This is a genomic window from Streptomyces sp. SAS_281, from assembly GCF_052542855.1.
This window is the reverse complement of record NZ_JBMNDO010000062.1, coordinates 1-23,302: the sequence shown is the minus strand read 5'-3', so window position 1 is coordinate 23,302 and position 23,302 is coordinate 1. Positions and strand designations below refer to the sequence as shown.

15 protein-coding genes and 1 pseudogene are annotated in these 23,302 nt (G+C 73.3%); 8 read left to right on the top strand and 8 right to left on the bottom strand.

Features of this window, described 5'->3' with window-relative positions; genetic code table 11:
• Positions 1-23 precede the first annotated feature (23 nt).
• Positions 24-1,301 (bottom strand): NAD(P)/FAD-dependent oxidoreductase, encoded by a 1,278-nt coding sequence (locus ACN6LM_RS22740; RefSeq protein ID WP_445067220.1) that lies wholly within the window; start codon positions 1,299-1,301, stop codon positions 24-26.
• A 269-nt stretch (positions 1,302-1,570) separates the two neighbouring features.
• On the opposite strand from ACN6LM_RS22740, the gene ACN6LM_RS22735 reads away from it, so the two are divergent.
• The 4 genes and pseudogenes from ACN6LM_RS22735 (at position 1,571) to ACN6LM_RS22720 (ending at position 14,291) form a co-directional block, all read left to right on the top strand.
• Positions 1,571-8,095 carry a beta-ketoacyl synthase N-terminal-like domain-containing protein gene (locus tag ACN6LM_RS22735; RefSeq protein ID WP_445067219.1) on the top strand — a complete coding sequence of 2,175 codons (6,525 nt, stop codon included), beginning with the start codon at positions 1,571-1,573 and terminating at the stop codon, positions 8,093-8,095.
• Between the two features lie 43 nt (positions 8,096-8,138).
• Positions 8,139-12,008 (top strand): annotated as a pseudogene (locus ACN6LM_RS22730) (type I polyketide synthase); the annotation flags it as partial.
• Positions 12,009-12,082: 74 nt separating this feature from the next.
• Positions 12,083-12,886, top strand: a complete 804-nt coding sequence (gene dpgD / locus ACN6LM_RS22725) for an enoyl-CoA-hydratase DpgD (RefSeq protein WP_445067218.1) — start codon at positions 12,083-12,085, stop codon at positions 12,884-12,886.
• A gap of 46 nt (positions 12,887-12,932) precedes the next feature.
• Positions 12,933-14,291 carry an MFS transporter gene (locus ACN6LM_RS22720; RefSeq protein ID WP_445067217.1) on the top strand — a complete coding sequence of 453 codons (1,359 nt, stop codon included), beginning with the start codon at positions 12,933-12,935 and terminating at the stop codon, positions 14,289-14,291.
• Positions 14,292-14,369: 78 nt separating this feature from the next.
• On the opposite strand, the gene ACN6LM_RS22715 is transcribed toward ACN6LM_RS22720, so the two are convergent.
• A complete protein-coding gene (locus ACN6LM_RS22715; RefSeq protein ID WP_073967866.1) occupies positions 14,370-15,230 on the bottom strand; it encodes a 3-hydroxybutyryl-CoA dehydrogenase in 861 nt (286 codons plus the stop codon).
• Positions 15,231-15,438: 208 nt separating this feature from the next.
• Here ACN6LM_RS22715 and ACN6LM_RS22710 point away from each other — a divergent pair, with 208 nt between their 5' ends.
• Positions 15,439-16,716: a glycoside hydrolase family 10 protein gene (locus ACN6LM_RS22710; protein WP_445067216.1), complete on the top strand. Its 1,278-nt coding sequence runs from the start codon at positions 15,439-15,441 to the stop codon at positions 16,714-16,716.
• 3 nt (positions 16,717-16,719) lie between these two features.
• On the opposite strand, the gene ACN6LM_RS22705 is transcribed toward ACN6LM_RS22710, so the two are convergent.
• Together ACN6LM_RS22705 and ACN6LM_RS22700 are read right to left on the bottom strand one after the other, a co-directional pair.
• Positions 16,720-16,935, bottom strand: coding sequence for a DUF1918 domain-containing protein (locus ACN6LM_RS22705; RefSeq protein ID WP_161212815.1), 216 nt, complete (start codon positions 16,933-16,935; stop codon positions 16,720-16,722).
• A gap of 51 nt (positions 16,936-16,986) precedes the next feature.
• Entirely contained in the window at positions 16,987-17,931 is a 945-nt protein-coding gene (locus ACN6LM_RS22700; RefSeq protein ID WP_445067215.1) for a DMT family transporter, read from the bottom strand.
• On the opposite strand from ACN6LM_RS22700, the gene ACN6LM_RS22695 reads away from it, so the two are divergent.
• Both ACN6LM_RS22695 and ACN6LM_RS22690 read left to right on the top strand, forming a co-directional pair.
• On the top strand, positions 17,930-19,402 hold the full coding sequence (locus ACN6LM_RS22695; RefSeq protein ID WP_445067214.1) for an aminotransferase-like domain-containing protein: 1,473 nt from the start codon (positions 17,930-17,932) through the stop codon (positions 19,400-19,402). The two genes, ACN6LM_RS22700 and ACN6LM_RS22695, sit on opposite strands and share 2 nt — an antisense overlap.
• Before the next feature lie 54 nt (positions 19,403-19,456).
• On the top strand, positions 19,457-20,020 hold the full coding sequence (locus ACN6LM_RS22690) for a histidine phosphatase family protein (RefSeq protein ID WP_445067213.1): 564 nt from the start codon (positions 19,457-19,459) through the stop codon (positions 20,018-20,020).
• 16 nt (positions 20,021-20,036) lie between these two features.
• On the opposite strand, the gene ACN6LM_RS22685 is transcribed toward ACN6LM_RS22690, so the two are convergent.
• The 4 genes from ACN6LM_RS22685 to ACN6LM_RS22670 all read right to left on the bottom strand — a co-directional run bounded on the left by ACN6LM_RS22685 (position 20,037) and on the right by ACN6LM_RS22670 (position 22,795).
• Entirely contained in the window at positions 20,037-20,792 is a 756-nt protein-coding gene (locus ACN6LM_RS22685) for a Clp protease N-terminal domain-containing protein (protein WP_445067212.1), read from the bottom strand.
• Positions 20,793-20,921: 129 nt separating this feature from the next.
• Entirely contained in the window at positions 20,922-21,419 is a 498-nt protein-coding gene (locus ACN6LM_RS22680; RefSeq protein WP_445067211.1) for a peptidylprolyl isomerase, read from the bottom strand.
• Between the two features lie 45 nt (positions 21,420-21,464).
• A complete protein-coding gene (locus ACN6LM_RS22675) occupies positions 21,465-21,977 on the bottom strand; it encodes a DinB family protein (RefSeq protein WP_445067210.1) in 513 nt (170 codons plus the stop codon).
• A gap of 38 nt (positions 21,978-22,015) precedes the next feature.
• Entirely contained in the window at positions 22,016-22,795 is a 780-nt protein-coding gene (locus ACN6LM_RS22670; RefSeq protein WP_445067209.1) for a LysR family substrate-binding domain-containing protein, read from the bottom strand.
• 58 nt (positions 22,796-22,853) lie between these two features.
• Here ACN6LM_RS22670 and ACN6LM_RS22665 point away from each other — a divergent pair, with 58 nt between their 5' ends.
• Positions 22,854-23,258 carry a DUF5997 family protein gene (locus ACN6LM_RS22665; protein WP_445067208.1) on the top strand — a complete coding sequence of 135 codons (405 nt, stop codon included), beginning with the start codon at positions 22,854-22,856 and terminating at the stop codon, positions 23,256-23,258.
• Positions 23,259-23,302: the final 44 nt, after the last annotated feature.

Genomic DNA, 23,302 nt, shown 5'->3' with positions numbered 1-23,302 from the left:
CTTGGGCGTTCGTTCCGGTCGGCTCAGTTCTCGACGGTGGCGGAGGGCCCGGGCTGCGGGATCAGGTCGTCGACGGAGATGTCCAGCGCGAGGTGCTTGCCGCGCATACCGGCGAGGAGGGTGACGAAGTCCTGCGCCGGCGCGTTCTTCTCCTCCGGGTCGATGACCGACTGGGCCAGCTTGTGGTAGTCGTCCTTCTTCAGCGACCGGTCGTAGAAGCGCTCCACGAAGGAACGGACCTCGTTGAAGAAGCTCAGATACGCGGTGGCGTAGCGCTTGAAGGCCGCCTCCTCGATCTCCGGGTGGAGCAGGACCTTGTCGATGACCCGCGACAGGATGCTGCCCGCCGTCGTCGCCAGCGCGACCCCGGTCGAGATCAGCGGGTCGACGAAGGCGGCCGCGTCACCGACCGCGGCCCAGCCCTTCCCGTAGATGGTCTGGTTCGTGTACGACCAGTCGCGGGCACTGCGAAAGCCGGCCGACTGGCGGGCGTCCCGCAGCATGTGCTTGAGCTTCGAGGTCTTCTCGACCTCGTCGCGGAACAGCTGCTCCAGGTTCTGGTCGGACTCGCCGGCGACCGTGCTCGGCGTCACGAAGCCGACGCTGACCGTCCCCTTGTCCAGCGGAATCCCCCAGAACCAGCCGTTCTCGATGCCCTCGATGAGGATGTTCGAGTACTGATCGCCGGGCAGCCGCTCGCAGTTGTCGAAGTACGTCCACACGGCGACGTTGCGGAGATTGTCGTGCCAGTGGATCTCCGAGTACTTGCGGGTGAGCACGCGGGCCTGGCCCGACGCGTCCACCACCATCCGGGAGCCGACCTCGTACGGCTCCTTGGACCCGCGCACGGTGAAGCGGACGCCCGTGACCCGGCCGTCCTCCTCGACGGGCTCCTTCACCGTCGCGTCCTCGACGACGTACGCGCCCAACTCCCGCGCCCGGTCGAGGATCACCGCGTCCAGGTCGGCGCGCCGGGTGTGGTAGGCGAAGGGGTAGTCGCCGCCGTCGACGAAGGAGAAGTCCCAGGCGGCCTCCTCGCTGCCCCAGACGAAAGTGCCGCCGTACTTGCGCTCGAAGCCACGCTGTTCGAGACGTTCCGTCAGCCCCATTTCCTCCATGGGGGCCATGACGACCGGAATAAGTGATTCGCCGACGTGATAACGCGGAAAACGCTCCCGGTCGAGAATCAGTACCCGGTGGCCGCGTTTTGCCAGAAGGCCGGCGGTGGTGGCACCGGCCGGCCCGCCACCGATGACGACGACATCGAATTCAGAGGGTATGCCAGTGAGAGTGGAGGGCATGCTCGACCTTCCCGATCCGAAACGTGCCACATCCCGTCGAGCGGGCATCCGCAGCACTGCGTTGGCTGGACTCAGTCAGGTTCGGCGAGACGTGCTGAATGCCTTCTGTACAGCATCTGGACAACTCCTTGTGGAATTCGGAAGGCGCACTGGATCAGGGCAATAAATAGGGGTTGCATTCCCTGAGACCGCCTTTCTAGTCTTCCTCGAAGTGTGCTCGCCGGTTGCGGCAGAGGGATGGGCAGGCTCAAGCAGGCAGGAGCGTACGAGTGACGCACGTCGAAGACATTCGGCCACTTTCCGAGGTACTGCGCGGGCATGCGCTCGACCGTCCGGACAAAGTCGCCTTCGCCGACGAGGAGCGCCAGGTCACCTATGCCCGGCTCGCCGAGCGCACGGGGCGGCTGGCCGGCCACCTGGCCGGGCTCGGGGCGGAACGCGGCGACCGGATCGTGATCCTGCTCGGCAACAGCGTGACGACCGTCGAGAGCTATCTCGCCGTCACCCGCGCCGCCGCCGTGGGCGTGCCGGTCAACCCCCGGTCATCGGACGCCGAACTGGCACACCAACTGGACGACAGCGGCGCCCGGTTCGTCATCACCGACGCCGCGCACACGGAGCAGGTCGAACGCATGCGGGCCACCCGGGCCGGCATGACCGTCGTCCTCGCGCACGGCAGCGCCTTCGGCAGTGACGTCCACGCCTTCGAGGAGCTCGCGGAGAGCGAGCCCGAGCAGGCGCCGCGGGACGACCTGGGCCTCGACGAGCCGGCCTGGATCCTCTACACCTCCGGCACCACCGGACCGGCCAAGGGCGTGGTCTCCCACCAGCGGGCGTGCTTGTGGTCGGTCCACTCCTCCTATCAGGGAGTCCTCGGACTCGCGCCGGACGACCGGGTGTTGTGGCCCCTTCCGCTGTTCCACAGCCTCGCACACATGCTCTGCGTCCTGGGCGTCACCACCACCGGGGCCACCGCGCGCATCCTCCCCGGCTTCGGCGTCGGCGACGTGCTCGACGCCCTGCACACCGGGTCGTTCACCCTGCTGGTCGGCGTCCCGTCGATGTACTTCCAGCTGGTCGAGGCGGTGGAGGAGGCCGAGGCGGCCGGCCGCACGGTCCCGAGGCCCCGGGTCTGCGTGGTCTCGGGTGCCGCGACGGGTGCGGCGCTCGCCTCGGCCGTCGAGCGCGTGCTCGGCGCACCGCTCGTGAACAGCTACGGCGCCACCGAGACCTGCGGCGCGATCACCCTCAGCCGTCCCGGCTCCCCGCGGCCGCCCGGCAGCTGCGGTACCCCGGTGCCCGGCACGACGCTGCGCCTGGCCGATCCGCGCACCGGCCTCGACGTACGCCCCGGCGACGAGGGCGAGGTCCTCGTCAGGAGCCCGAGCCTGCTGCTCGGCTACCACGGCCGGCCGGAGGAGACCGCGGCCGCGTTGCGCGACGGCTGGTACCACACCGGAGACCTGGCCCGGATCGACGCAGCCGGGTCCGTGACCATCACGGGCCGCGTCAAGGAGCTCGTCATCCGCGCCGGCGAGAACATTCACCCGGGCGAGATCGAGGAGGTCCTGCGGAGCGTCCCGGGCATCGAGGACGCGGCCGTGACCGGCCGTCCGGACGAGGAGCTCGGTGAAGTCCCCGTCGCCTACGTGGTCCCCGCGCCCGGGTCGTGGTCGCCGGCCGAGGCCCTGGCGGCGTGCCGGGACAAGCTCAGCTACTTCAAGGTACCGGCGGCACTCTACGAGGTCGCCGCGCTTCCGCTGACCGGCTCCGGCAAGGTCAGCCGCCGCCGGCTCGCCCAGGTGCCCGCCCGGCTGCGGGGCGTCGGCACGAGCCACCACGAGCACCTCTGGCGCGCGGCCTGGGTTCCGTGGGAGCCGGCCGGCCCGGACGGCGGCGCGGCGAGGGCGGACCACACGACCGCACGCTGGGCCGTGATCGGGCCCGGGGAACCCGCGTTCGCGCAGGCCCTGCGCCAGGCAGGCGGCACCACCGATGTCTTCCCGGACCTGGCGGCGGCGCACGCGGCCGGACCGTTCCACGGCTATCTGCTGACACCGGGCACGCCGGACGACCGCACCTCCGGCACCGGGCCGTCGGACCTCGCCCCGCCGTACGGTGCGATCGACGGGCCGCCCGCATGGCAGCGGGACGTCCCCTCCGACGGCCGGATCGTCGTCGTCACCCGGGGCGCCACGGCCGCCCGTCCCGAGGACCGGGTGGACCCCACCGCGGCGGCCGCCCGTGCACGGATGCTCGCCGATGGCGTCGGCCGGGCCGCCGTGGTCGACCTCGAACCGGGGGAGCCGGCCGGGGAGACGCACGTCGCCGCCTGGCGCACCATTCTGCAAGCCCTGCCGCAGGAGCCGGAGTTCGCCGTCCGCGCCGGGACGGTCCTCGTGCCGCGGCTCAGGCGCGCACGGGCGTCGGCCGCGGTCGCCGCCGGCGCGCCACGGGCCGGCGGCACGGCCCTCGTGACCGGCGCGAGCACGGCCCTCACCCGGATCGTCGCGGCTCACCTGGTGGTGGACGAGGGCGTCCGCGACATCACCGTGACGGACACCGACCCGGCCGCGGCCGCATCCCTGGCCGCCCGGCTGACGGAACTCGGCGCCACCGTGACCGTACGCACCGAACGGCCGGACACCGCCGAGGGCGCCGCCGCCCTGATCGCCGCCCTCGGCCCGGACCGCGCACCCGACACGATCGTCCACCCGGTGGCCACATCCGCCGACGCTTCGGCCGCCGAGCGGCTGGTCGCCCTCACCCGAGGAGCCGGGCGCACCACCGTCACGCTGCTGGGCACGCCCGACGGTCTCTTCGCCCGCTTCCCGGACTGCGCCTCCGCCCGGCCGGGCGCGGCCACCGCGGCGGCGGCCGCGGCCCGTGCCGCCGCCCTCGCCCACGACGCCGGCCACGTCACCTTCCTGGCCTTCGGGCCGGTCGCCGTGGACGGGGAGGTCTCCGACACCCCGCCGCCCGGCCTCGCCGCACTCACCCCGCGGGAGGCGGGCGACGCATTCGACGCCGCGCGGGCGGCGGGGGGCGGCCGGGCGCTCGTACTGCGCACCGACCCCTGGGCCGTACGGTCCCCGGAGGCCGCCCCGCTCCGCAGACTGCTCCACACGCCCGCCGACGACCCCGCCGGCACAGACCACGAAGGGCTCCGGCAGCGGGTCGGCGGCCTGCCCCACCGGGCGCGACAGCGGGCGCTCACCGAGCTCGTACGGGCCGAGGCGGCGCACGTCCTCGGCCTCGACGAGCCTCAGCGCATCGAGGCCGACCGTGCCCTGACCCACCTCGGGCTCACCTCGCTCACCGCCGTCGCCCTGCGCGACCGGCTGGCCGCCCGTACCGGTCTGCGGCTGTCCGTGACCCTGGCCTTCGACCATCCGACGGCCGGGGCGCTGGCCGCGGCCCTGGACCGCGAGCTCTTCGGCCGCCGACCGGACGAGGACTCCGGCCCGGCCCCCACGCGCGCCGACGACGACCCCGTCGTCATCATCGGGATGGGCTGCCGCTACCCGGGCGGCGTCGCCTCCCCCGAGGACCTGTGGCGGCTCGTGGCCGAGGGCCGCGACGCGATCGGCCCGTTCCCCACCGACCGCGGCTGGGACCTGGAGCGGCTGCTGTCCGGCGACGGCAAGGAGCCCGGAACCTCGGCGACCGGCAAGGGAGGATTCCTCGACGCGCCCGGCGACTTCGACGCCGCGTTCTTCGGCATCAGCCCCCGCGAGGCCCTCGCCATGGACCCGCAGCAGCGACTGCTCCTGGAGGTCGGCTGGGAGGCGGTGGAGCGCTCCGGCATCGATCCGACCGCCCTGCGGCAGACCGACACCGGCGTGTACATGGGGCTGATGTTCCACGACTACGCCAAGAACCCCGGCCCCCTCCCCGAGGACCTGGAACGACTCCTCGGCACGGGCACCGCGGGCAGTGTCGCCTCCGGGCGCCTCGCCTACACGCTGGGCCTCCACGGCCCCGCCCTCACGGTCGACACCGCCTGCTCCTCCTCGCTCGTCGCCCTGCACCTGGCCGCGCAGGCACTGCACCGCGGCGACTGCTCGCTCGCGCTGGCCGGTGGTGTGGCGGTGATGGCCACCCCTGCCACCTTCGTGGAGTTCAGCCGGCAGCACGGCCTGGCACCGGACGGCCGGTGCAAGCCCTTCGGCGCGGATGCCGACGGCACCGGCTGGTCCGAGGGCGTCGGCGTCGTCGTCCTGGAACGGCTCTCCGACGCACGACGCAACGGCCATCCCGTCCTCGCCGTGATCCGTGGCAGCGCGGTCAACCAGGACGGCTCCAGCAACGGCCTCACCGCGCCCAGCGGGCCGGCACAGCAGCAGGTCATCCGCCGGGCCCTTGCCGACGCGGGCCTGGCCCCCGACGACATCGACGCCGTCGAGGCCCACGGCACCGGTACCGTGCTCGGCGATCCGATCGAGGCCAACGCCCTCCTCGCGACCTACGGACGCGGCCGGGACCCGAAGAACCCGCTGCTCGTAGGCTCGTTCAAATCCAACATCGGCCACGCCCAGTCAGCGGCCGGCGTCGGCGCCGTCATCAAGATGGTGCAGGCGATCCGGCACGGCGAACTGCCCCGCACCCTGCATGCCGACCGGCCGACCCCTGCCGTCGACTGGGCCTCGGGCGCGGTCGGCCTGCTCCAGGAGCACACCGTCTGGCCCGGGACGGCGGACCGCCGACGTGCCGCCGTGTCCTCGTTCGGGGTGAGCGGCACCAACGCCCACCTCATCCTGGAACAGGCCCCGGAAACACCGCCCGCCCCCGATCCGGCCGGAACGCCCGGCACCGTGCCGGTCGTACTGTCCGCCCGCACCGGGCCGGCGCTGCGCCACCAGGCCGGACTCCTGCTCGACCTGGTCCGGACCGAATCGGACGTCCGCGTCCCCGACCTCGCGGCCGCCCTGGCCACCACCCGTACGGCATTCCCGCGGCGCGCCGCGTTCGTCGTGGACGGCGCGGCGGAACTGGAGCGCCACCTGGCGGCCGTCGCCGCCGGCGAGGATCGCGGAGTCGCACCGGACGGGGCCCGCGGCGAGCCGTCCCTGGCCCTCGGATTCACCGGGCAGGGCAGTCAACGACCGGGCATGGGAAAGGAGTTGTACGACTCCTATCCCGTCTTCGCCGCCGCGCTCGACGCGGCCTGCGCCGCGCTCGACCCGCACCTGGACCGTGCGCTGCGCGACGTCATGTGGGCCCCCGGGGACACCCCCGGGGCCGCGCTCCTCGACCGCACCGACTTCACCCAGGTCGCGCTGTTCGCCCTGGAGACCGCGCTCTTCCGGCTCGTCGAGTCGTGGGGTGTGGTTCCCGATCTCGTCATGGGCCATTCCGTCGGGGCGCTGGCCGCCGCGCACGCGGCCGGGGTGCTGTCCCTCCAGGACGCGGCGTCGCTCGTCGCCTCGCGCGGCCGGCTGATGGCCGCGCTGCCCTCCACAGGCGCCATGGCGGCGATCGAGGCGACCGACGACGAGGCCCGAGACACGTGCGCCACCGTCGGCGGGGCGGGCGCCGAGGCCGTGGCCGTCGCCGCCGTCAACGGTCCGCGCTCGGTCGTGGTGTCCGGCACCCGAGAGGCGGTACGAGCCGTCGGTGAGGCGTTCCGGTCACGGCAGCGGCGGGTCACCGGACTCCGGGTCAGTCATGCCTTCCACTCGCCGCTGATCGAACCCATGCTGGAGGAATTCCGGGCGGTGGCGAAGCAGGCGGTCTACCGGCCGCCGGTGATCCCGATGATCTCCGACCTGACCGGGCGGCTCGCGGAGACGTCCCAACTCTGCTCGCCCGACTACTGGGTGCGCCATGTGCGCGGGACCGTCCGCTTCGCGGACGCGGTGACCGCCCTCCCGTCCCAGGGGGTCACCGCCTTCCTCGAACTCGGGCCCGACCGGCTGCTCACCGGGATGGTGCGCGACAGCCTGCCCGGCGGCGAACTGGACCTGTGCGGCGGACTGCGCCGCGGCCGGTCCGAAGCGCGTTCCCTGCTCGACGCGGTGGCGCGGGCCCATACGCACGGCGTTCCCGTGGACTGGCCGGCGTTCTTCGCCGGGCGCCCCGCACGCCCGGTCGACCTGCCCGTCTACCCGTTCGAGCACCGGCGTTACTGGCTCGCCTCCGTTCCGGCGGGGACCACCGCGGAGCAGACGCGGGCAAGCGCGCAGGCCCGGGCCCCGGAACCGCCGCCCGCGCGGGACGACCCCTCGGCCGTGGAACGGCTCCGCGCCGAACTGGCACGCCTCTCCGACGAGCTGAGGGAGAGGAAGCTGACCGATCTCGTCCGCAAGGAGGTCGCCGAGGTGGCAGGCTTCGACGGTCCCCATGAGTTCGAGGCGCACAGCAGCATGACCGAACTCGGGCTCGACTCCGTCTCCGTCGTCGACCTGAGCGATCGCCTCGGCAAGCGGACCGGGCTCGGACTGCCCGCCTCCCTGGCCTTCGACCACCCGACATCGACGGCCATCGCACGCCACGTGCTCGCCGCACTCCACGCCTCCGGCCTCGCCCGGGACGGTGAGGCCGCCCGGGCACCGGAAGGCACGGTCTTCGGGGAACTGGCCCGGTTCGAGGCGTCCGTCGAACGCGACCGTCCCGACGCCGCCACCCGGGACCGGCTCGTGGAGCGGCTGCGCGCCCTGACCACGCACCTCGTGGAGGGCCCGGCGGGGTCCCCCGGGAGCGCGGACGACGGGGCGCCCGGCGAGCGGATCCTCCAGGCCACGACGGTCGACCAGCTCTTCGACCTCATCGACGACGAACTGAAGGGACTGTGACGTGACGGGCAACGAGGAGAAGCTGGTCGACTACCTCAAGAAGGTCACCGCCGAGTTGCAGGAGACCCGTCGGAAGCTCCGCAACGCCACCGCGGCGAGTCGCGAGCCGATCGCCATCGTGGGCATGGCCTGCCACTATCCCGGCGGCATACGGTCCCCCGAGGATCTGTGGCGGCTGGTCCTGGAGGAGCGGGACGCCATCTCCGGATTCCCGTCGAACCGGGGCTGGGACCTGGAGGGCATCTACGACCCGGACCCCGACCGGCCGGGGACCTGCAACGCCCGTGAGGGTGGCTTCCTGCACGATGCCGGTCTCTTCGACGCGCAGTTCTTCGGAGTCTCGCCCCGTGAGGCGCAGGCGATGGACCCGCAGCAGCGGCTGCTCCTGGAGGCCGCCTGGGAGGCGTTCGAGCGCGCCGGGATCGACCCGGCCTCACTGCGCGGCAGCGACACGGGCGTGTTCGCCGGGGTCGTCCACCACGACTACGCGACCGCGGCGGTGCCGGACGCTCTGGAGCCCTATCTGGTCACCGGCCTGTCCGGCGGGGTGGCCTCGGGCCGCATCGCGTACACCTTCGGCTTCGAGGGGCCGGCGGTGACCGTGGACACCGCGTGCTCGTCCTCGTTGGTCGCCCTGCACCAGGCGGCGCAGGCGCTGCGCTCCGGGGAGTGCGGGCTCGCGCTGGCGGGCGGCGTCACGGTCATGGCGACACCGCGCGCGTTCCTCTCCTTCAGCCGGCAGCGCGGCCTGTCGCCCGATGGCCGGTGCCGCGCGTTCGGGGCCGGGGCCGACGGCACGGGATGGGCCGAGGGGGTGGGCATGCTGCTCGTCGAGCGGTTGTCGGACGCCCGGCGGAACGGCCACCCGGTGCTCGCGGTCCTGCGGGGGTCCGCGGTGAACCAGGACGGCGCCTCCAACGGACTCTCGGCGCCCAACGGCCCGTCCCAGCAGCGGGTGATCCGCAAGGCCCTGGCCCATGCGGGGCTCTCCGCCCGGGACGTCGACGCCGTCGAGGGCCATGGCACCGGCACCAGGCTCGGGGATCCGATCGAGGCCCAGGCGCTGCTGGCCACGTACGGCCTGGAACACGACGCCGACCTGCCCCTCTACCTGGGGTCGATGAAGTCCAATGTGGGTCACACGCAGGCCGCGGCCGGAGTCGGCGGAGTGATCAAGATGGTCGAGGCGATGCGGCACGGGATCCTCCCCAGGACCCTGCATGCGGACGAGGCCACCCCGCATGTCGACTGGTCGGCGGGAGCGGTCGAGCTCCTGACGAGCCGGCGCGACTGGCCGGAGACGGGCCGGCCCCGCCGGGCGGCGGTCTCCTCCTTCGGGATCAGTGGCACCAACGCCCACGTCATACTGGAAGCGGCGCCGGCACCGGACGCGCAGACGCCGCCGGACGCCGCAACAGAAGGCCCGGCGGTGGAATCCTCCGTACCTGCGCCGGTGCCGTGGCCGCTGTCCGGGCTCACCGCCGGAGCGCTGCGGGAACAGATCACGCGGCTGCGGGCCTCCCTCGGCGAGGCCCCGGCCGACCCCCGGGACGTGGGCTTCACGCTCGCGCGGCGCGCGGTCTTCCGGCACCGCGCGGTGCTTCTCCGGAGCGCCGCGGGCATCCGCGAGATCACCGGCGTGGCGCGGCCTGGCGGCACGGCCCTGCTGTTCCCCGGCCAGGGCAGCCAACGGCTCGGCATGGGCCGGGAACTGTACGACGCCCATCCCGTCTTCGGGGAATCGTTCGACGCCATTGCGGAGCACACCGGGCTGCCCTTGAAGGACGTGGTCTTCGGCCCTGTACGGGACGGAGCCCTCGACCGTACGCGCTACGCGCAGGTGGCCCTGTTCGCCGTGGAGGTGTCGCTGTACCGGCTGATACGTGATCTGGGTGTCGAGGTCCACGCCGTCGTCGGCCACTCGGTGGGCGAGGTGGCCGCGGCCCATGCGGCCGGCGTGATGTCCCTGGAGGACGCGTGCCGACTGGTGGAGGCACGCGGCCGGCTGATGGAGGCGCTCCCGGAGGGGGGCGCGATGGCGGCGGCCGAGGTGTCCGAGAACGAGGCGATGGCGGCCCTGGCCGGACTGGAGGACCGGGTGGCGCTGGCCGCCGTCAACGGCCCCACCTCCGTCGTCCTGTCCGGCGAGGAGGCCGAGGTCCGCAAGCTCATCGACGGCTGGCGCGAACGAGGCGTGCGCACGCACTGGCTGACGGTCAGTCATGCGTTTCACTCACCGCTGATGGACCCGATGCTGGCGGAGTTCCGCCGGGTCGTGGCAGGCATCGAACTGCGTGAACCCGTGGCGGCGGGTCTGCCCGCCGAGGTGGTGGACCCCGAGTACTGGGTGCGGCACGTGCGCCGGCCCGTGCGCTTCGCCGACGCCGTGGCCCAGGCCCGCGAGTCCGGGGCCGTGCGCTGGCTGGAGGTCGGGCCGGGGGGCGTCCTGGCCGCCCTGGCACAGCGGATCGTGCCCGAGGACGAGGGGCAGGTCTTCGCGGCGGCCCTGCGCGCGGACCGCCCGGAGACCGAGTCGCTCGTGACAGCCCTGGCCCAGACGCATGTCGACGGCGGGACGGTCGACTGGAGCCGGCTGATGCCCGGCCCCGGCACGCTGGTGAACCTTCCGACCTACCCCTTCCAGTACCAGCACTTCTGGGTCGAGGACCACGTGTCGACGACGACCTCCCCGTCGCCGTCGCCGTCGCCGTCCACGGGCCGTCGGGCCACCGCCCCCGACGAAGAGGCCGTCGGGGACGCCGGCGCAGGAGCGGGCGCGGAGGACGGGGCGGCGGGATCTCCGGCCGGGCTGACCGGCGCCGAGCGACTGGCCGCCCTGGTGGAGCTCGTACGGAACGAGGCCTCGGACGCCCTCGGTCACACCGGTACGACGATCACGGCGGGCATGACCCGCCAGGAGCTCGGCTTCGACTCGCTGACCTCGATCGAGCTGAGCAACCGGCTCAGCCGCGCCCTAGGGCTGCGACTGCCCGCCACGCTGGTCCTGGACCACGAGGACCTGGCCTCCGTCGCGGCCTTCATCGACGCCCGCCTGGAGGACGCCTCCGCCGGACGGCGCGCGGACGACGCCGGGTCCGGGGTGGAGCGCACCGGGCTGCTCACCGAGCTGTTCCGGGAAGCGGTCGCGGCCGGGCGGATCGAGGACGCGGCGGAGCTGGCCGATGCCGCCGCGCGGATGCGCAGGAGGTTCACCGACCCCGCGGACCCCGCCGTCCGGCGCGTCCCGGTCCGGCTCGGGCGACGGGCGGCCCGTCCCACGGTCGTCTGCCTGCCCTCCTTCAGCGCGATAGCGGGCGTCCACGTGTACGCCCGCTTCGCCGACGGGTTCAGCGACGCGTGGAAGGTGGCGGCGCTGGCCCATCCGGGGTTCTCGCCGGGCGAGCCGCTGCCCGAGTCGGTCGAAGTCCTGGCCCAGCTGCACGCCCGGACGGTCCATGAGCTGGCGCAGGGCGCCCCGCTCCTGCTGGTCGGCCGCTCCGCGGGAGGCTGGGTGGCCCATGAGGTGGCGGCCGCCCTGGAGCGGATGGGCGAGAAGCCCGTCGGCGTCGTGCTGCTCGACACCCCGGCAGGCGGGGAGGACCCGCGGGGGCACGGGGTGATGGTCGGCGGCATGCTGGAGCGCGACAGCCGGCTCGTCACGGTCGACGACTACCGGCTGACCGCGATGGCGGCCTACGCGCGTCTCTTCGGCGGCTGGAGGCCCGAGCCGATCGCGGCCCCCACTCTGCTGGTGCACGCCGCCACCCCGTACGGGCCCGACGCACGGCGGATCGCCTCCTGGCATCACCCGCACGAGGCCGCCGAGGTGACGGGCGATCACTTCACGATGCTGGAGGAGCACTCCACGACCACGGCCGAGGCGGTGGAGAGGTGGGCGAGCCCGCTGGTGTGACCCGGCGACTGCCGTGGTCCCGCAGCGCGGACATCCCCCGTATCAGTGCCCGGCCGACGAATGAGGAATGACGGATGCTCGACGCCTTGCAGTGCGTCCGCTACGAGAAGCGCGACCACGTCGCGTACATCACCCTGGACCGTCCGCACGTGCTCAACGCCATGGACCTGCGGACGCATGCCGAACTGGCCGAGGTCTGGGACGATTTCGAGAAGGACGACGCCCTCTGGGTGGGCGTGCTCACCGGAGCCGGCGACCGGTCCTTCTCCGTGGGGCAGGACCTCAAGGAGCTGGTCCGCCGGGTCGAGGAGGGCACCGCCACCTCGACCTTCGGCAGCCGGGACAAGCCGGGCTGGCCCCGGCTCACCGAGCGGTTCTCCCTGTTCAAACCACTGATCGCCCGGGTGAACGGCTACGCCTTCGGCGGCGGCTTCGAACTGGCCCTGGCCTGCGACATCGTGATCGCCGCGGAACACGCCGAGTTCGCGCTGACCGAGGCGAGACTGGGCCTGGTCGCGGGCGCCGGGGGCGTGTTCCGGCTGACCCGGCAGGCGCCTTACCGCGCGGCCATGGGGTATCTGCTGACCGGCCGCCGCATGACCGCTGCGCGCGCGTACGAGCTGGGCCTGGTCAACGAGGTGGTGCCGGCCGACGGTCTCGACGCCTGTCTGAACGGCTGGCTGGAGGACGTCCTCAGCTGCGCTCCGCTGTCCCTGCGGGCCGCCAAGGAGGCCGCGGCGGTCTCGGCCACGATGCCGCTGCACCGGGCGTTCGCCACCCGGTACGCGTGGGAGGAGCGGCGCATGCACAGCCGGGACGCCCTGGAGGGCCCGCGCGCCTTTGTCGAGAAGCGCACCCCGAAGTGGACCGGACGCTGACCGGACCGTAGGAAATGCCCCCCCCCCGCGCGACGAAAGGTTACCCATGTCCCTCGACTCCCTGCCGGACGCCGGCCGGACGCCCGCGGCGCGACTGAGCGTCCAGGAGTTCATCGACTCGGCCCCCGTAGGGGCGCGACAGCGGCTGGTCGCCCTCATCGGCCTCGTGGTGATGGTCGCGGAAGGCCTCGACATCACCATCGCGAGCTTCGTGTACCCCCACGTCATGCACGACTGGGGAACGCCGATCGGTGTGGTGACCACCATCGTGACCACCGGCGTGCTGAGTATGGCGATCGGCGGCGTGGTGGCCGGACCGCTGGCCGACAGGTACGGGCGCAAGGGCGTGACCACAGCCGGAGTCCTCGTCTTCGGCGCGGCCACGGCGGCGATGGCGCTCGCCACCGGCATCGGCCTCTTCGCGCTCCTGCGCGTCGTGGCGTGCCTCGGACTCGGCGCCGTGGCCCCCGGCGTCATGGCGATCGTCGCCGACGCGACACCGGCGCGCTGCCGGGCTTCGGTCGTCGCCCTCGCCTTCTCCGGCATCGCGGCGGGAACGGTCGCGGGCGGGTTCCTCGCATCGGCGGTCATCCCCGGCCACGGCTGGCAGCTCCTGCTGGCCCTCTGCGGCCTGGCACCCCTCCTGCTCGTCCCCCTCGTGGTGACCTGCGTCCCGGAATCGGTGAGCGTTCTCGTCGCGCGTGGCCGCCCGGTCGAGGACATCCACACGAGTCTCGCGCTGCTGGTGCCGGGCAGGGACATGTCCCACGTCGACCTGACGCGGGTCCGGCACGAGGAGCGGGAGCCGGAGCAGCTCAGGGAGATCGTGCTGTCGCGCTCCTACACGCGGATCACGCTGCTCATCTGGGTCTGCTACTTCGCCCTGCTGGGCGTCGTCTACCTGCTCCTCAACTACCTGCCGCTCATGACCGCGCGAGCCGGACTGACCGCGGCGCGCACCGGGGCCGTCGTGGCCCTGTTCGGTGTGGGCACCCTGTGCGGACAGCTGCTCGCGTCGTTCGGCCTGCGACGGTACGACCGCTTCCGCTTCCTCGCGCTCGCCGCGGCGCTGAGCGCGGTCGCCGTCTGCGCCGCCGCGGCCGCGGGGACCGGGCATGCCCGGATGTACGCCCTCGTCTTCGCCCTCGGTGTGTTCCTGGGCGGCTCCATGGGCTCGCTCCAGGCCGTCGGGGCGCTGGCCTATCCGGCGGCGCTGCGGGCCACCGGCATGGGCTGGATGACCGGCGTCGGCCGCGTCGGCACGCTCGCCAGCGGTCTGCTGGGCGGCATGCTGATCGGCGCGGGATGGGGCATCTCGGGCATTCTCTACGCGCTCAGCGCCCCACTGGCTCTCACCGCCGTGGCCGCGCTGCTGCTCCACGACGGGGAAGGCCGGCGTCCCTGATTCCCGGGAGCCGCATCCGGCCCGGGCACGCGCGCCGGGCAGGCCCGCCGGCATCGGCGCCGGGCCTGCCGGGACGTGTCACGCGTACGGGTAGAACCCCGACCCCGACTTCCGGCCCAGCCGGCCCGCGTCCACCATCCGCTGGAGCAGCGGGGGAGCGGCGTACAGGGGCTCCTTGTACTCGGCGTACATGGAGTCGGCGACCGAGGCGACCGTGTCCAGGCCGATGAGGTCCGCGAGCTTGAGCGGGCCCATGGGGTGGGCGCAGCCCATCTCCATGCCGTTGTCGATGTCCTCGCGGCTGGCGATGCCCGACTCGAACATCCGGATCGCCGAGAGGAGGTACGGGATCAGCAGCGCGTTGACGACGAAGCCGGAGCGGTCCTGGGCGCGGATCGGGTGCTTGCCCAGTATGTCCTGGACCACGGCCTCCGAGCGCTTGATCGTCTCGTCCGAGGTGGTCAGCGCGGGGATCAGCTCCACGAGCCGCTGCACCGGCGCCGGGTTGAAGAAGTGGATGCCGATGACCTGGTCCGGGCGGGAGGTCGCGACGGCCAGCTTCACCAGCGGGATCGAGGAGGTGTTGGAGGCCAGGATCGCGTCCGGGCGGGTCACCACCTGGTCGAGCACCTGGAAGATCTCGGTCTTGACCTGCTCGTTCTCCACGACGGCCTCGATGACCAGGTCGCGGTCGGCGAACTCGCCGAGGTCCGTGGTGAAGCTGAGCCGGGCCAGGGTCTCGTCGCGCTCCTCCGCCGTGATCTTGCCGCGCTCGGCGGCCTTCGACAGGGAGTTGTGGAGCCGGGTCCGGCCGATCTCCAGCGCCTCGCCGGTCGTCTCGGCCACCTTGACGTCGAGGCCGCTGCGCGCGCACACCTCCGCGATGCCCGCGCCCATCTGGCCGCAGCCCACCACTCCGACGCGTGCAATGTCGGCCATAGAGTCCGTCACCTCGTGCCTTTCGCTGTTCCCGTTCGGCGGCTTCCGTCTGGTTCCGGGCTCCACCACGACTCCCCGACGTTACTCCGCGCCTTACCAGGGATAGCAGGCCGGGGCGTGCATGCTCGGCTCTGGACACCCCCTGTGCCCGGATTGCGAGGATACGGCGGGGCTCGGACGTGTACGCAGAGAGAGCGGGTACGACGCGATGCGAGGAATGGCCCGGAGAGGGTTCGTGACGGGTGCGGCCGGGGCGGTCGCCGGGGTGGCGGGAGCGGCGGCGGTGGCCGGTGACGCGGTCGCCCGGCCCGGGCGGGCGCGGCCCCTGCCCGGTCCGGCCGCCGGACACGATGTGGTGCGCCGCGAGCTGCGCGGCATGTGGGTGGCGACCGTTGCCAACACGGACTGGCCGTCGAAGCCGGGTCTGTCCGCCGCCGCGCAGCGGGACGAGCTGGCCGCCGTCCTCGACCGGGCCGTGGCGCGGAAGCTGAACGCGGTGATCCTCCAGGTCCGCCCGACCGCCGACGCGCTGTGGCCGTCGGCGTACGAGCCGTGGGCAGAGTGCCTGACCGGGACGCAGGGCAAGGACCCCGGCTGGGACCCGCTCGGCACCGCCGTGCGGGAGGCGCACGACCGGGGCCTGGAGCTGCACGCCTGGTTCAACCCGTACCGGGTCGCCAACCACACCGACCCGTCCCGCCTGGCCGCCTCCCACCCCGCGCGCCGCAATCCCGGCTGGGTGCTCCCGTACGGCGGCAAGCTCTACTACGACCCGGGCCTGCCCGAGGTCCGCGCCTTCGTCCAGGACGCGATGCTCGACGCGGTCCGCCGCTACGACATCGACGCCGTGCACTGGGACGACTACTTCTACCCGTACCCGGTGGCCGGCCAGAGCTTCGCGGACGGGGCCGCCTACGAGAAGTACGGCGCCGGTTTTCCCGACCGGGCGGCCTGGCGCCGCGACAACACGGACCGGCTGGTGCGCGAGATGTCCGAGCGCGTCAGGGCGCTGAAGCCCGGCGTCCGCTTCGGGATCAGCCCGTTCGGCGTCTGGCGCAACGCGGACACGGACCCGGCGGGCTCACCGACGAGGGCGGGGGTGCAGACGTACGACGACCTGTACGCCGACACGCGCGGCTGGATCCAGAAGGGCTGGCTGGACTACGTCGTCCCGCAGCTGTACTGGCACATCGGCAACGCCGCCGCGGACTACGCCGAGCTCGTGCCGTGGTGGTCCGACACCGTACGGGGGACGGGCGTCGACCTCTTCATCGGCGAGGCGCTGTACAAGTGCGGCGACCCGGCCCAGCCCGCCGCCTGGCAGGACCCGGCGGAGCTGACCCGCCACATCGGCCTGGCGGCCGGGCACGACCAGGTCCGCGGCCACGCGTACTTCTCGGCGAAGAGCGTGGCGGCGGACCGGATCGGCGCGATGGACCGGGTGGTCGCCGACCACTACCGGAGCCGCGCGAGGCCGCCGCGCTGAGGGTTATGTGATGTCCGCGTCCCGGCCCGCCGTGCACCCGGTGTGCTGGACGACGGTGTCGGGGCCCGGTGCGAGCAGATGTTCGTGTCCGTCGCCGAAGCGGACGCGGTACGGGGGAGTGCCCCGGTCTCCGAGCACTTCCACGATCTCCGCGACCCGGTCGTGTTGGCCCACGGTCCTGCCGTGCGTCAGCAGCCGGTCGCCCTTGTGTGCCTCCATCGGGAGTGACCTCCTCGCGGGGTGGCGTTGCGTGCCGTGCTGCTGACCAGTCTAGGACCGGGTGCGTGCCGCGCGCTGGGTGAGCGCGATGCAGACCAGGACCGCGACGGCCGCCACCGGGGCCGCCGCCGAGACCTCCTCGTCGAGCAGGAAGAACGACCAGAACAGGGTGAGCAGCGGCTGGGCGAGCTGGAGCTGGCTGGCCCGGGCCACCCCGATCTCCGCCATGCCCCGGTACCAGACGTACAGCCCGAGGAAGGTGGAGCCGGCTGCCACCCAGACCAGGCCGACGACCCCGTGCACGCTCAGCCGCACCGGTTCGTACGCCAGCGCGACGGCCGCGCCCGCGAGGTTGAGCGGCAGCGTGAGGATCAGCGCCCAGCCGGTCACCTGCCAGCCCGGCATCGCCTTCGCCAGCCTGCCGCCCTCCGTGTACCCGGCCGCGCACACCAGCAGCGCACCGAACAGGAAGAGGTCCCCGGCCGACAGCGCCCCGCCGCTCTGCGCCACGGTGAAGGCGATCACCACGGCCGCCCCGGCCACCGCGGCCGCCCAGAAGGCGCGGGGCGGACGGGTCCCGGTCCGCAGCGAGGAGAAGACCGCCGTGGTGAGCGGAAGCAGCCCCACGACCACCGCGGCGTGCGAGGTCGTGGACGTCCGCAGCGCCAGCGTCGTCAGCAGCGGGAAGCCGACCACCACCCCGCCGGCCACGACGGCCAGCCCCGCCCAGTGCTCCCGGGCCGGCACCCGGACCCGGCCCGCGAGCAGGAAGCCGCCGGCCAGCGCGGCGGCCAGCAGGCTGCGCAGCGCGACCAGGGACCAGGGGCCGAAGCTCTCCAGGCCCCAGGCGGTGGAGGGGAAGGTCAGCGAGAACGTCACCACGCCCAGCAGCGCGAGCAGCGTTCCCCGCCGGGCCGGGGCGGACGGGAGCGGGCGGAGGCCGGCGGGGGCGACCGCTTTCGTGTTCGGCTCAGTAGCGCTACTCTCTGCTCTCATGCATGAGCGTAGCAGTGTGGCGGAACTGGTGAAAGCCCTGCGGTCCGAGCTCGACCGCTACTCGCCGGGGGAGAAGCTGCCGTCGAGCCGGGCTCTGGTGGAGCGCTTCCGGGCCGGCCCCGTGACCGTGTCGCGGGCCGTCGCCCAGCTCGCCGCCGAAGGGCTCGTCGTGACCCGCCCCGGTTCCGGCGCCTACCGGGCGCACCCCTCCGCCCGGCCGGTGCCCCCGGCCGGGGACACCTCCTGGCAGGAGGTCTCGCTCAGCGGCGACGGCGCCCCCGAGGCGGTGCCCCGCAGCGTCGACGTCTCCGGCCTCCTGTTCAGCCTCGCCACCCCGCCCACCGGGGTCATCGAGCTCAACGGCGGCTATCTGCACGCCTCCATCCAGCCCGAACGGGCCCTGGCCGCCGCCCTGGCCCGGGCCGGCCGCCGCCCGGGCGCGTGGAGCCGCCCGCCCATCGACGGGCTCACCGAACTGCGCGCCTGGTTCGCCCGCGACATCGGGCCCTCGCTCGGCGCCGCCGACGTGCTGATCACCGCGGGCGGGCAGAGCGCCCTGGCCACCGCGCTGCGGGCCCTCGCCCCGCCCGGTGCCCCCGTGCTGGTGGAGTCGCCCACGTACCCCGGCATGCTGGCGGCCGCCCGCGCGGCCGGGCTGCGGCCGGTGCCGGTCCCGGTGGACTCCGAGGGCGTCCGGCCCGACCTGCTCGCCGCCGCGTTCCGGGCGACCGGGGCCCGCGTCTTCGTCTGCCAGCCGCTGTTCCAGAACCCGACGGGCACGGTGCTCTCCGAGGCCCGGCGCCCCGAGGTGGTCCGGATCGCCCGGGAGGCGGGGGCCTTCGTCATCGAGGACGACTTCGCCCGCCTCCTGGCGCACGACGACGCGGGCCCGCTGCCGGCGCCGCTCGCCGCCGACGACCCCGACGGCGTCGTCGTCCACACCCGCTCGCTCACCAAGGCCGCGTCGCCCAGCCTGCGGGTGGGCGCGCTGGCCGCCCGCGGCCCGGCCCTGGAGCGGCTGCGCTCCATCCAGATCGTGGACAGTTTCTTCGTTCCCCGGCCGCTCCAGGAGGCGGCGCTCGAACTGGTCGGCTCGCCCGCCTGGGCACGCCACCTGCGCGCCGTGTCGGCCGAACTCGCCGCCCGCCGCACGGCGATGACGGCGGCCCTGCGGACGGCCCTGCCGGGCCTCGGACTGCCCCACGTCCCGGCCGGCGGCGGCTACCTCTGGCTGACCCTGCCCGGCTCCGAGGCGGGCACGGACGAGTCCGCGATGGTCCAGTCCGCCCTGCGTGCGGGCGTGGCCGTCGCCCCGGGGCGCCCGTACTTCTCGGCCGAACCGCCGGCATCGCACATCCGCCTGAGCTTCGCCTCGGTCGCCGGGCCGCCGGAGATCACGGAGGGCGTCCACCGACTGCGCAGGGCCTGGGAGGGCACCCCGGCCGCTCGCCCCCGGTCCACTCGGGCGTAGGTCTGCGCGAACGACCTCTTGACCCGCGCCGCGATCCGCCCCACGATCGCGGCCATGAGTGTTCGGGTCACGCTCCTCGCCGCGGCGCGCGGCTCCGCCCTGCTCGGCGAGCGATTCGATGACGACCGGCCGCTCGACGAGGCCGGCTGGTACGCGGTGCGGTTCGCCGCTCCGGCCCTGGCGCCCCTGGGCTCCGCCGAGCTGCGCTACTGCTCGCCGACCCCGCGCAGCCGCGCCACCGGTGAGGCGCTGGGCTTCCACCCCCTGGTCCAGCCCGCCCTGCGCGACTGCGACATGGGGCGGTGGCGGGGCCGCACCCTCGCCGAGATCACCGCCAGGGAGCCGGCGGCCGTGGACGCCTGGCTGGCGGACCCGCGGTCCGCGCCGCACGGCGGCGAGCCGCTGCTCGCCTTCATCTCGCGGATAGGCGGCTGGCTGGACACCCGCCCCGCCTGCGACGGTGCGATCGTCGCCGTCGCCGAACCCGCCGTGGTCCGCGCCGCCCTCGTGTACGCGCTGAAGGCCCCGCCGGCCACGTACTGGAACGTCGACGTAGGCCCGCTCTCGACCCTCACCCTCACCGGCCGCTCCCGCCGCTGGAGCCTGCGCCTGGAGTAGCGACGCGCCGGGCGGCTCATCCCTCCTGGGCGGGCGTCTCCTTGCCGACCGTGAGGATCGACAGCGCCTCGGCGATGGCCTGCTCGGCGGCCGCCTTGTCGATGCCGAGGCCGCTCAGTACGCCGGAGCCGTCCTCGTGCTCCAGCAGGGCGAGCAGGATGTGCTCGGTGCCGACGTAGTTGTGCCCCATCCGCAGGGCCTCGCGGAAGGTGAGCTCCAGCGCCTTGCGCGCGTCGGCGTTGTACGGGATCAGCTCGGGGATCTCGCCCTCGGTGGCCGGGGGCAGCGCCTCGGTGGCCGCCTGCCGGACGGAGTCCAGGACCACGCCCTGGGCCTTGATGAACACCGCCGCGAGGGCTTCGGGCTCGCTGAGCAGGCCGAGGACGAGGTGGGCGGTGCCGATCTCGGTGTTGCCGGCCGCCCGGGCCTCGTTCTGGGCCGCCATCACCACGTTCTTGGCGCGCTGCGTGAAGCGGCCGAAGCCCTGGCTCGGGTCGAGGGCGGCGCCCTCGCCGGGGTCCTTGGCGACGAAGCGCTTCTGGGCGGCCTGCCGGGTCACGCCCATGCTCTTGCCGATGTCGGTCCAGGAGGCGCCGGAGCGGCGGGCCTGGTCCACGAAGTGGCCGATCAGGTGGTCGGCGACGTCGCCGAGGTGGTCGGCGGCGATGACGGCGTCCTGGAGCTGGTCCAGGGCGTCGGAGTGCACCTTCTTGATGGCCGCGATCAGGTCGTCGAGCCGGACGGGCTGCGAGGGGACTACGGGATTCGTCATGTGTCAACCGTAAGTTGACAGTCCCTGAGTGTCAACTGATGGTTGACAGCAAACGTGTTGTCGAATGCAGAAACGCGCCGCCCGACGGAAGACGTCGGACGGCGCGTTCGGTGCGCCGGGGATCCGGGATCAGAGGATGCCGGAGTCCGCGATGGTGATCTTCGCCTGGGTGCGGCCGCTCTGCGAGCCGAGGCCCTCGATGCGCTTGACCAGGATCATGCTGTCCTCGTCGGCGACCTCGCCGAAGACGACGTGCTTGCCGTCCAGCCAGGACGTCACGATCGTCGTGATGAAGAACTGCGAACCGTTCGAGTTCGGTCCGGCGTTGGCCATCGAGAGCAGACCCGGCTTGGTGTGCTTCAGCTGGAAGTTCTCGTCGGCGAACTTGTTGCCGTAGATGCTCTTGCCGCCCGTGCCGTCGCCGCGCGTGAAGTCGCCGCCCTGGAGCATGAACTGCGGGATGACCCGGTGGAAGGAGGAGCCCTTGTAACCGAAGCCGTTCTGGCCGGTCGCCAGCTGGCGGAAGTTCTCGGCGGTCTTGGGAACGATGTCGTCGAACAGATTGAAGACGATCCGCCCGGCGGGCTCGTCGTTGATGGTGATGTCGAAGTAAACCTGGCTCGTCATACAACCATCCTGACATCCGCCCGAACGGTCCCGACGCCCGGCCCGTCAGACACCGGTGCTTCCGTCGATCCGCTCCCGGAGGAGATCGGCGTGACCGCTGTGGCGGGCGTACTCGCCGATCATGTGGTGGTAGATCCAGCGGAGCTTCACCTCGCCGCCCATGAAGGGCGCCGAGTCCTCCAGGGAGCGCTCGGCGCAGACCGCGCGGGCCACCGCGACCTCCTCCCGCCAGGCCGCGAGGGCACCGGCGAGCGTGGCGCCCCCGGCGAGCTCGAAGCCCCCGTCATGGCCCTCGGGCCGGACCGGTCCGCCGTGCACCGGCGGGACGTCCTCGCCGGTCAGGACCCGCCGGAACCAGTTCCGCTCGACCTCCGCGAGGTGCTGGACGAGCCCCGTGGGCGTCAGCGACGACGGCGGCACGGAGGCGCTGCGCGCCTGCTCGTCGGTGAGGTCCTCGACCTTCCGGGCCACGGTGGCCCGGTAGAAGTCGAGCCAGCTCTCCAGGCCGGTGCGCTCGTCGGCGTCGAGGGGCGGCATCGGGCGTTCGGTGTGCGTCATGCTCCCGATGCTGCCAGGCGGGTCCGACAACGGGGCGGTCACGGCCTCCGGCGGGGCTTGCCGCGCTTGGCGGCGCCGCCGCGAGCGCCCTTGGCGGCCTTGGAGCCTCCCGAGCCGCCCCGGGAGCCCTTCCCCGCCCCCGTACCGGAAGCGCGCCTGCCCTTGTCCTTGTCCTTGGTCTTCGGCTGTGCGGCGGGCGCCGCCCCCGCCCGGCCGCGCGAGCTGTTCACCGTACGGCCGCGGACGATGCCGATGAAGTCCTCCACCTGGTCGGTGGTCTTCTCCTGCGGCCACGAAAGCGCGACGCGCGACTCCGGCGCGTCCGTCAGCGGCCGGTACGTCAGGTCCTTGCGGTGGTGCAGCCGGGCCAGCGACTGGGGGACGACGAGCACGCCGATGCCCGCAGCGACCAGCTCGACGGCGTCCGCCGTGGTCGCCGGCCGCTCCAGCGCGGGGCGGCCGGGCAGCTGCTCCCAGGGCAGGGCGTCGTCCATCGGGTGGAGCACGATCTCGTCGGCCAGCTCCGCGACCGACAGCTCTTCCACCGCCGCGAACAGGTGGTCCTTGGGAACCACGACGACCGTGGTCTCCGTGTACAGCGGGATCGCGCTGAGGTCGGTGCCCTCGACCGGCAGCCGGAGGAACGCCGCGTCGGCGTCACCTGCGCGCAGCAGCTCCTGGGCGCCGTGCGCGGGGACCTGGACGAGGGCCAGGGGGACGTCCGGCAGGCGCTCGTTCCAGATCCGCACCCATTTGGCGGGGGTCACTCCGGGGACGTACGCCAGCCGGAACGAGGGGGTGGTTTCGGGGCCTGTCACCCGGCCAGGTTACCGGCCGTGGTCGGAGGCGCCGCACGCGCTGGATACCCTTGACCTCATGAAGTCCCACCAGACCGCCCAGACGATGAAGCCCGCGACCGCGGCGAAGAAGCTGGGTGTGTACCTCGACGCCACCCCCGCCGAATTCCAGGAGGGTGTTGTCTCGCGCGCCGAGCTGGCGGCCCTCCAGGCCGATCCGCCCCAGTGGCTGCGCGACCTGCGGAACAACGGCCCGCACCCCCGCCCGGTCGTCGCGTCGAAGCTGGGCGTCTCCATCTCGGGCCTGGCCCGCGGCGGGGTCACCGAGGCGCTGACCACCGAGCAGATCGACGCCCTGAAGCAGGACAACCCCGAGTGGCTGCAGCAGGAGCGTGCCACCCAGGCGGACGTCCGCAAGGAGAACATCCGCATCAAGGAGCGGAACGCCGAGCGCGAGGCGAAGGCGCGCGACGAGCGCGCCTGACACCGCAGAACGTATGAGGGGGCCCCTTCCGCGCTCGCGGAAGG

What these genes read in the sequence shown, in the direction of transcription:
- ACN6LM_RS22740 (WP_445067220.1), bottom strand. Translation starts at nt 1,301, where the DNA reads ATGCCCTCCACTCTCACTGGCATACCCTCTGAATTCGATGTCGTCGTC.
- dpgD (WP_445067218.1), top strand. Translation starts at nt 12,083, where the DNA reads ATGCTCGACGCCTTGCAGTGCGTCCGCTACGAGAAGCGCGACCACGTC.
- ACN6LM_RS22720 (WP_445067217.1), top strand. Translation starts at nt 12,933, where the DNA reads ATGTCCCTCGACTCCCTGCCGGACGCCGGCCGGACGCCCGCGGCGCGA.
- ACN6LM_RS22715 (WP_073967866.1), bottom strand. Translation starts at nt 15,230, where the DNA reads ATGGCCGACATTGCACGCGTCGGAGTGGTGGGCTGCGGCCAGATGGGC.
- ACN6LM_RS22710 (WP_445067216.1), top strand. Translation starts at nt 15,439, where the DNA reads ATGCGAGGAATGGCCCGGAGAGGGTTCGTGACGGGTGCGGCCGGGGCG.
- ACN6LM_RS22705 (WP_161212815.1), bottom strand. Translation starts at nt 16,935, where the DNA reads ATGGAGGCACACAAGGGCGACCGGCTGCTGACGCACGGCAGGACCGTG.
- ACN6LM_RS22695 (WP_445067214.1), top strand. Translation starts at nt 17,930, where the DNA reads ATGCATGAGCGTAGCAGTGTGGCGGAACTGGTGAAAGCCCTGCGGTCC.
- ACN6LM_RS22700 (WP_445067215.1), bottom strand. Translation starts at nt 17,931, where the DNA reads ATGAGAGCAGAGAGTAGCGCTACTGAGCCGAACACGAAAGCGGTCGCC.
- ACN6LM_RS22690 (WP_445067213.1), top strand. Translation starts at nt 19,457, where the DNA reads ATGAGTGTTCGGGTCACGCTCCTCGCCGCGGCGCGCGGCTCCGCCCTG.
- ACN6LM_RS22685 (WP_445067212.1), bottom strand. Translation starts at nt 20,792, where the DNA reads ATGACGAATCCCGTAGTCCCCTCGCAGCCCGTCCGGCTCGACGACCTG.
- ACN6LM_RS22680 (WP_445067211.1), bottom strand. Translation starts at nt 21,419, where the DNA reads ATGACGAGCCAGGTTTACTTCGACATCACCATCAACGACGAGCCCGCC.
- ACN6LM_RS22675 (WP_445067210.1), bottom strand. Translation starts at nt 21,977, where the DNA reads ATGACGCACACCGAACGCCCGATGCCGCCCCTCGACGCCGACGAGCGC.
- ACN6LM_RS22665 (WP_445067208.1), top strand. Translation starts at nt 22,854, where the DNA reads ATGAAGTCCCACCAGACCGCCCAGACGATGAAGCCCGCGACCGCGGCG.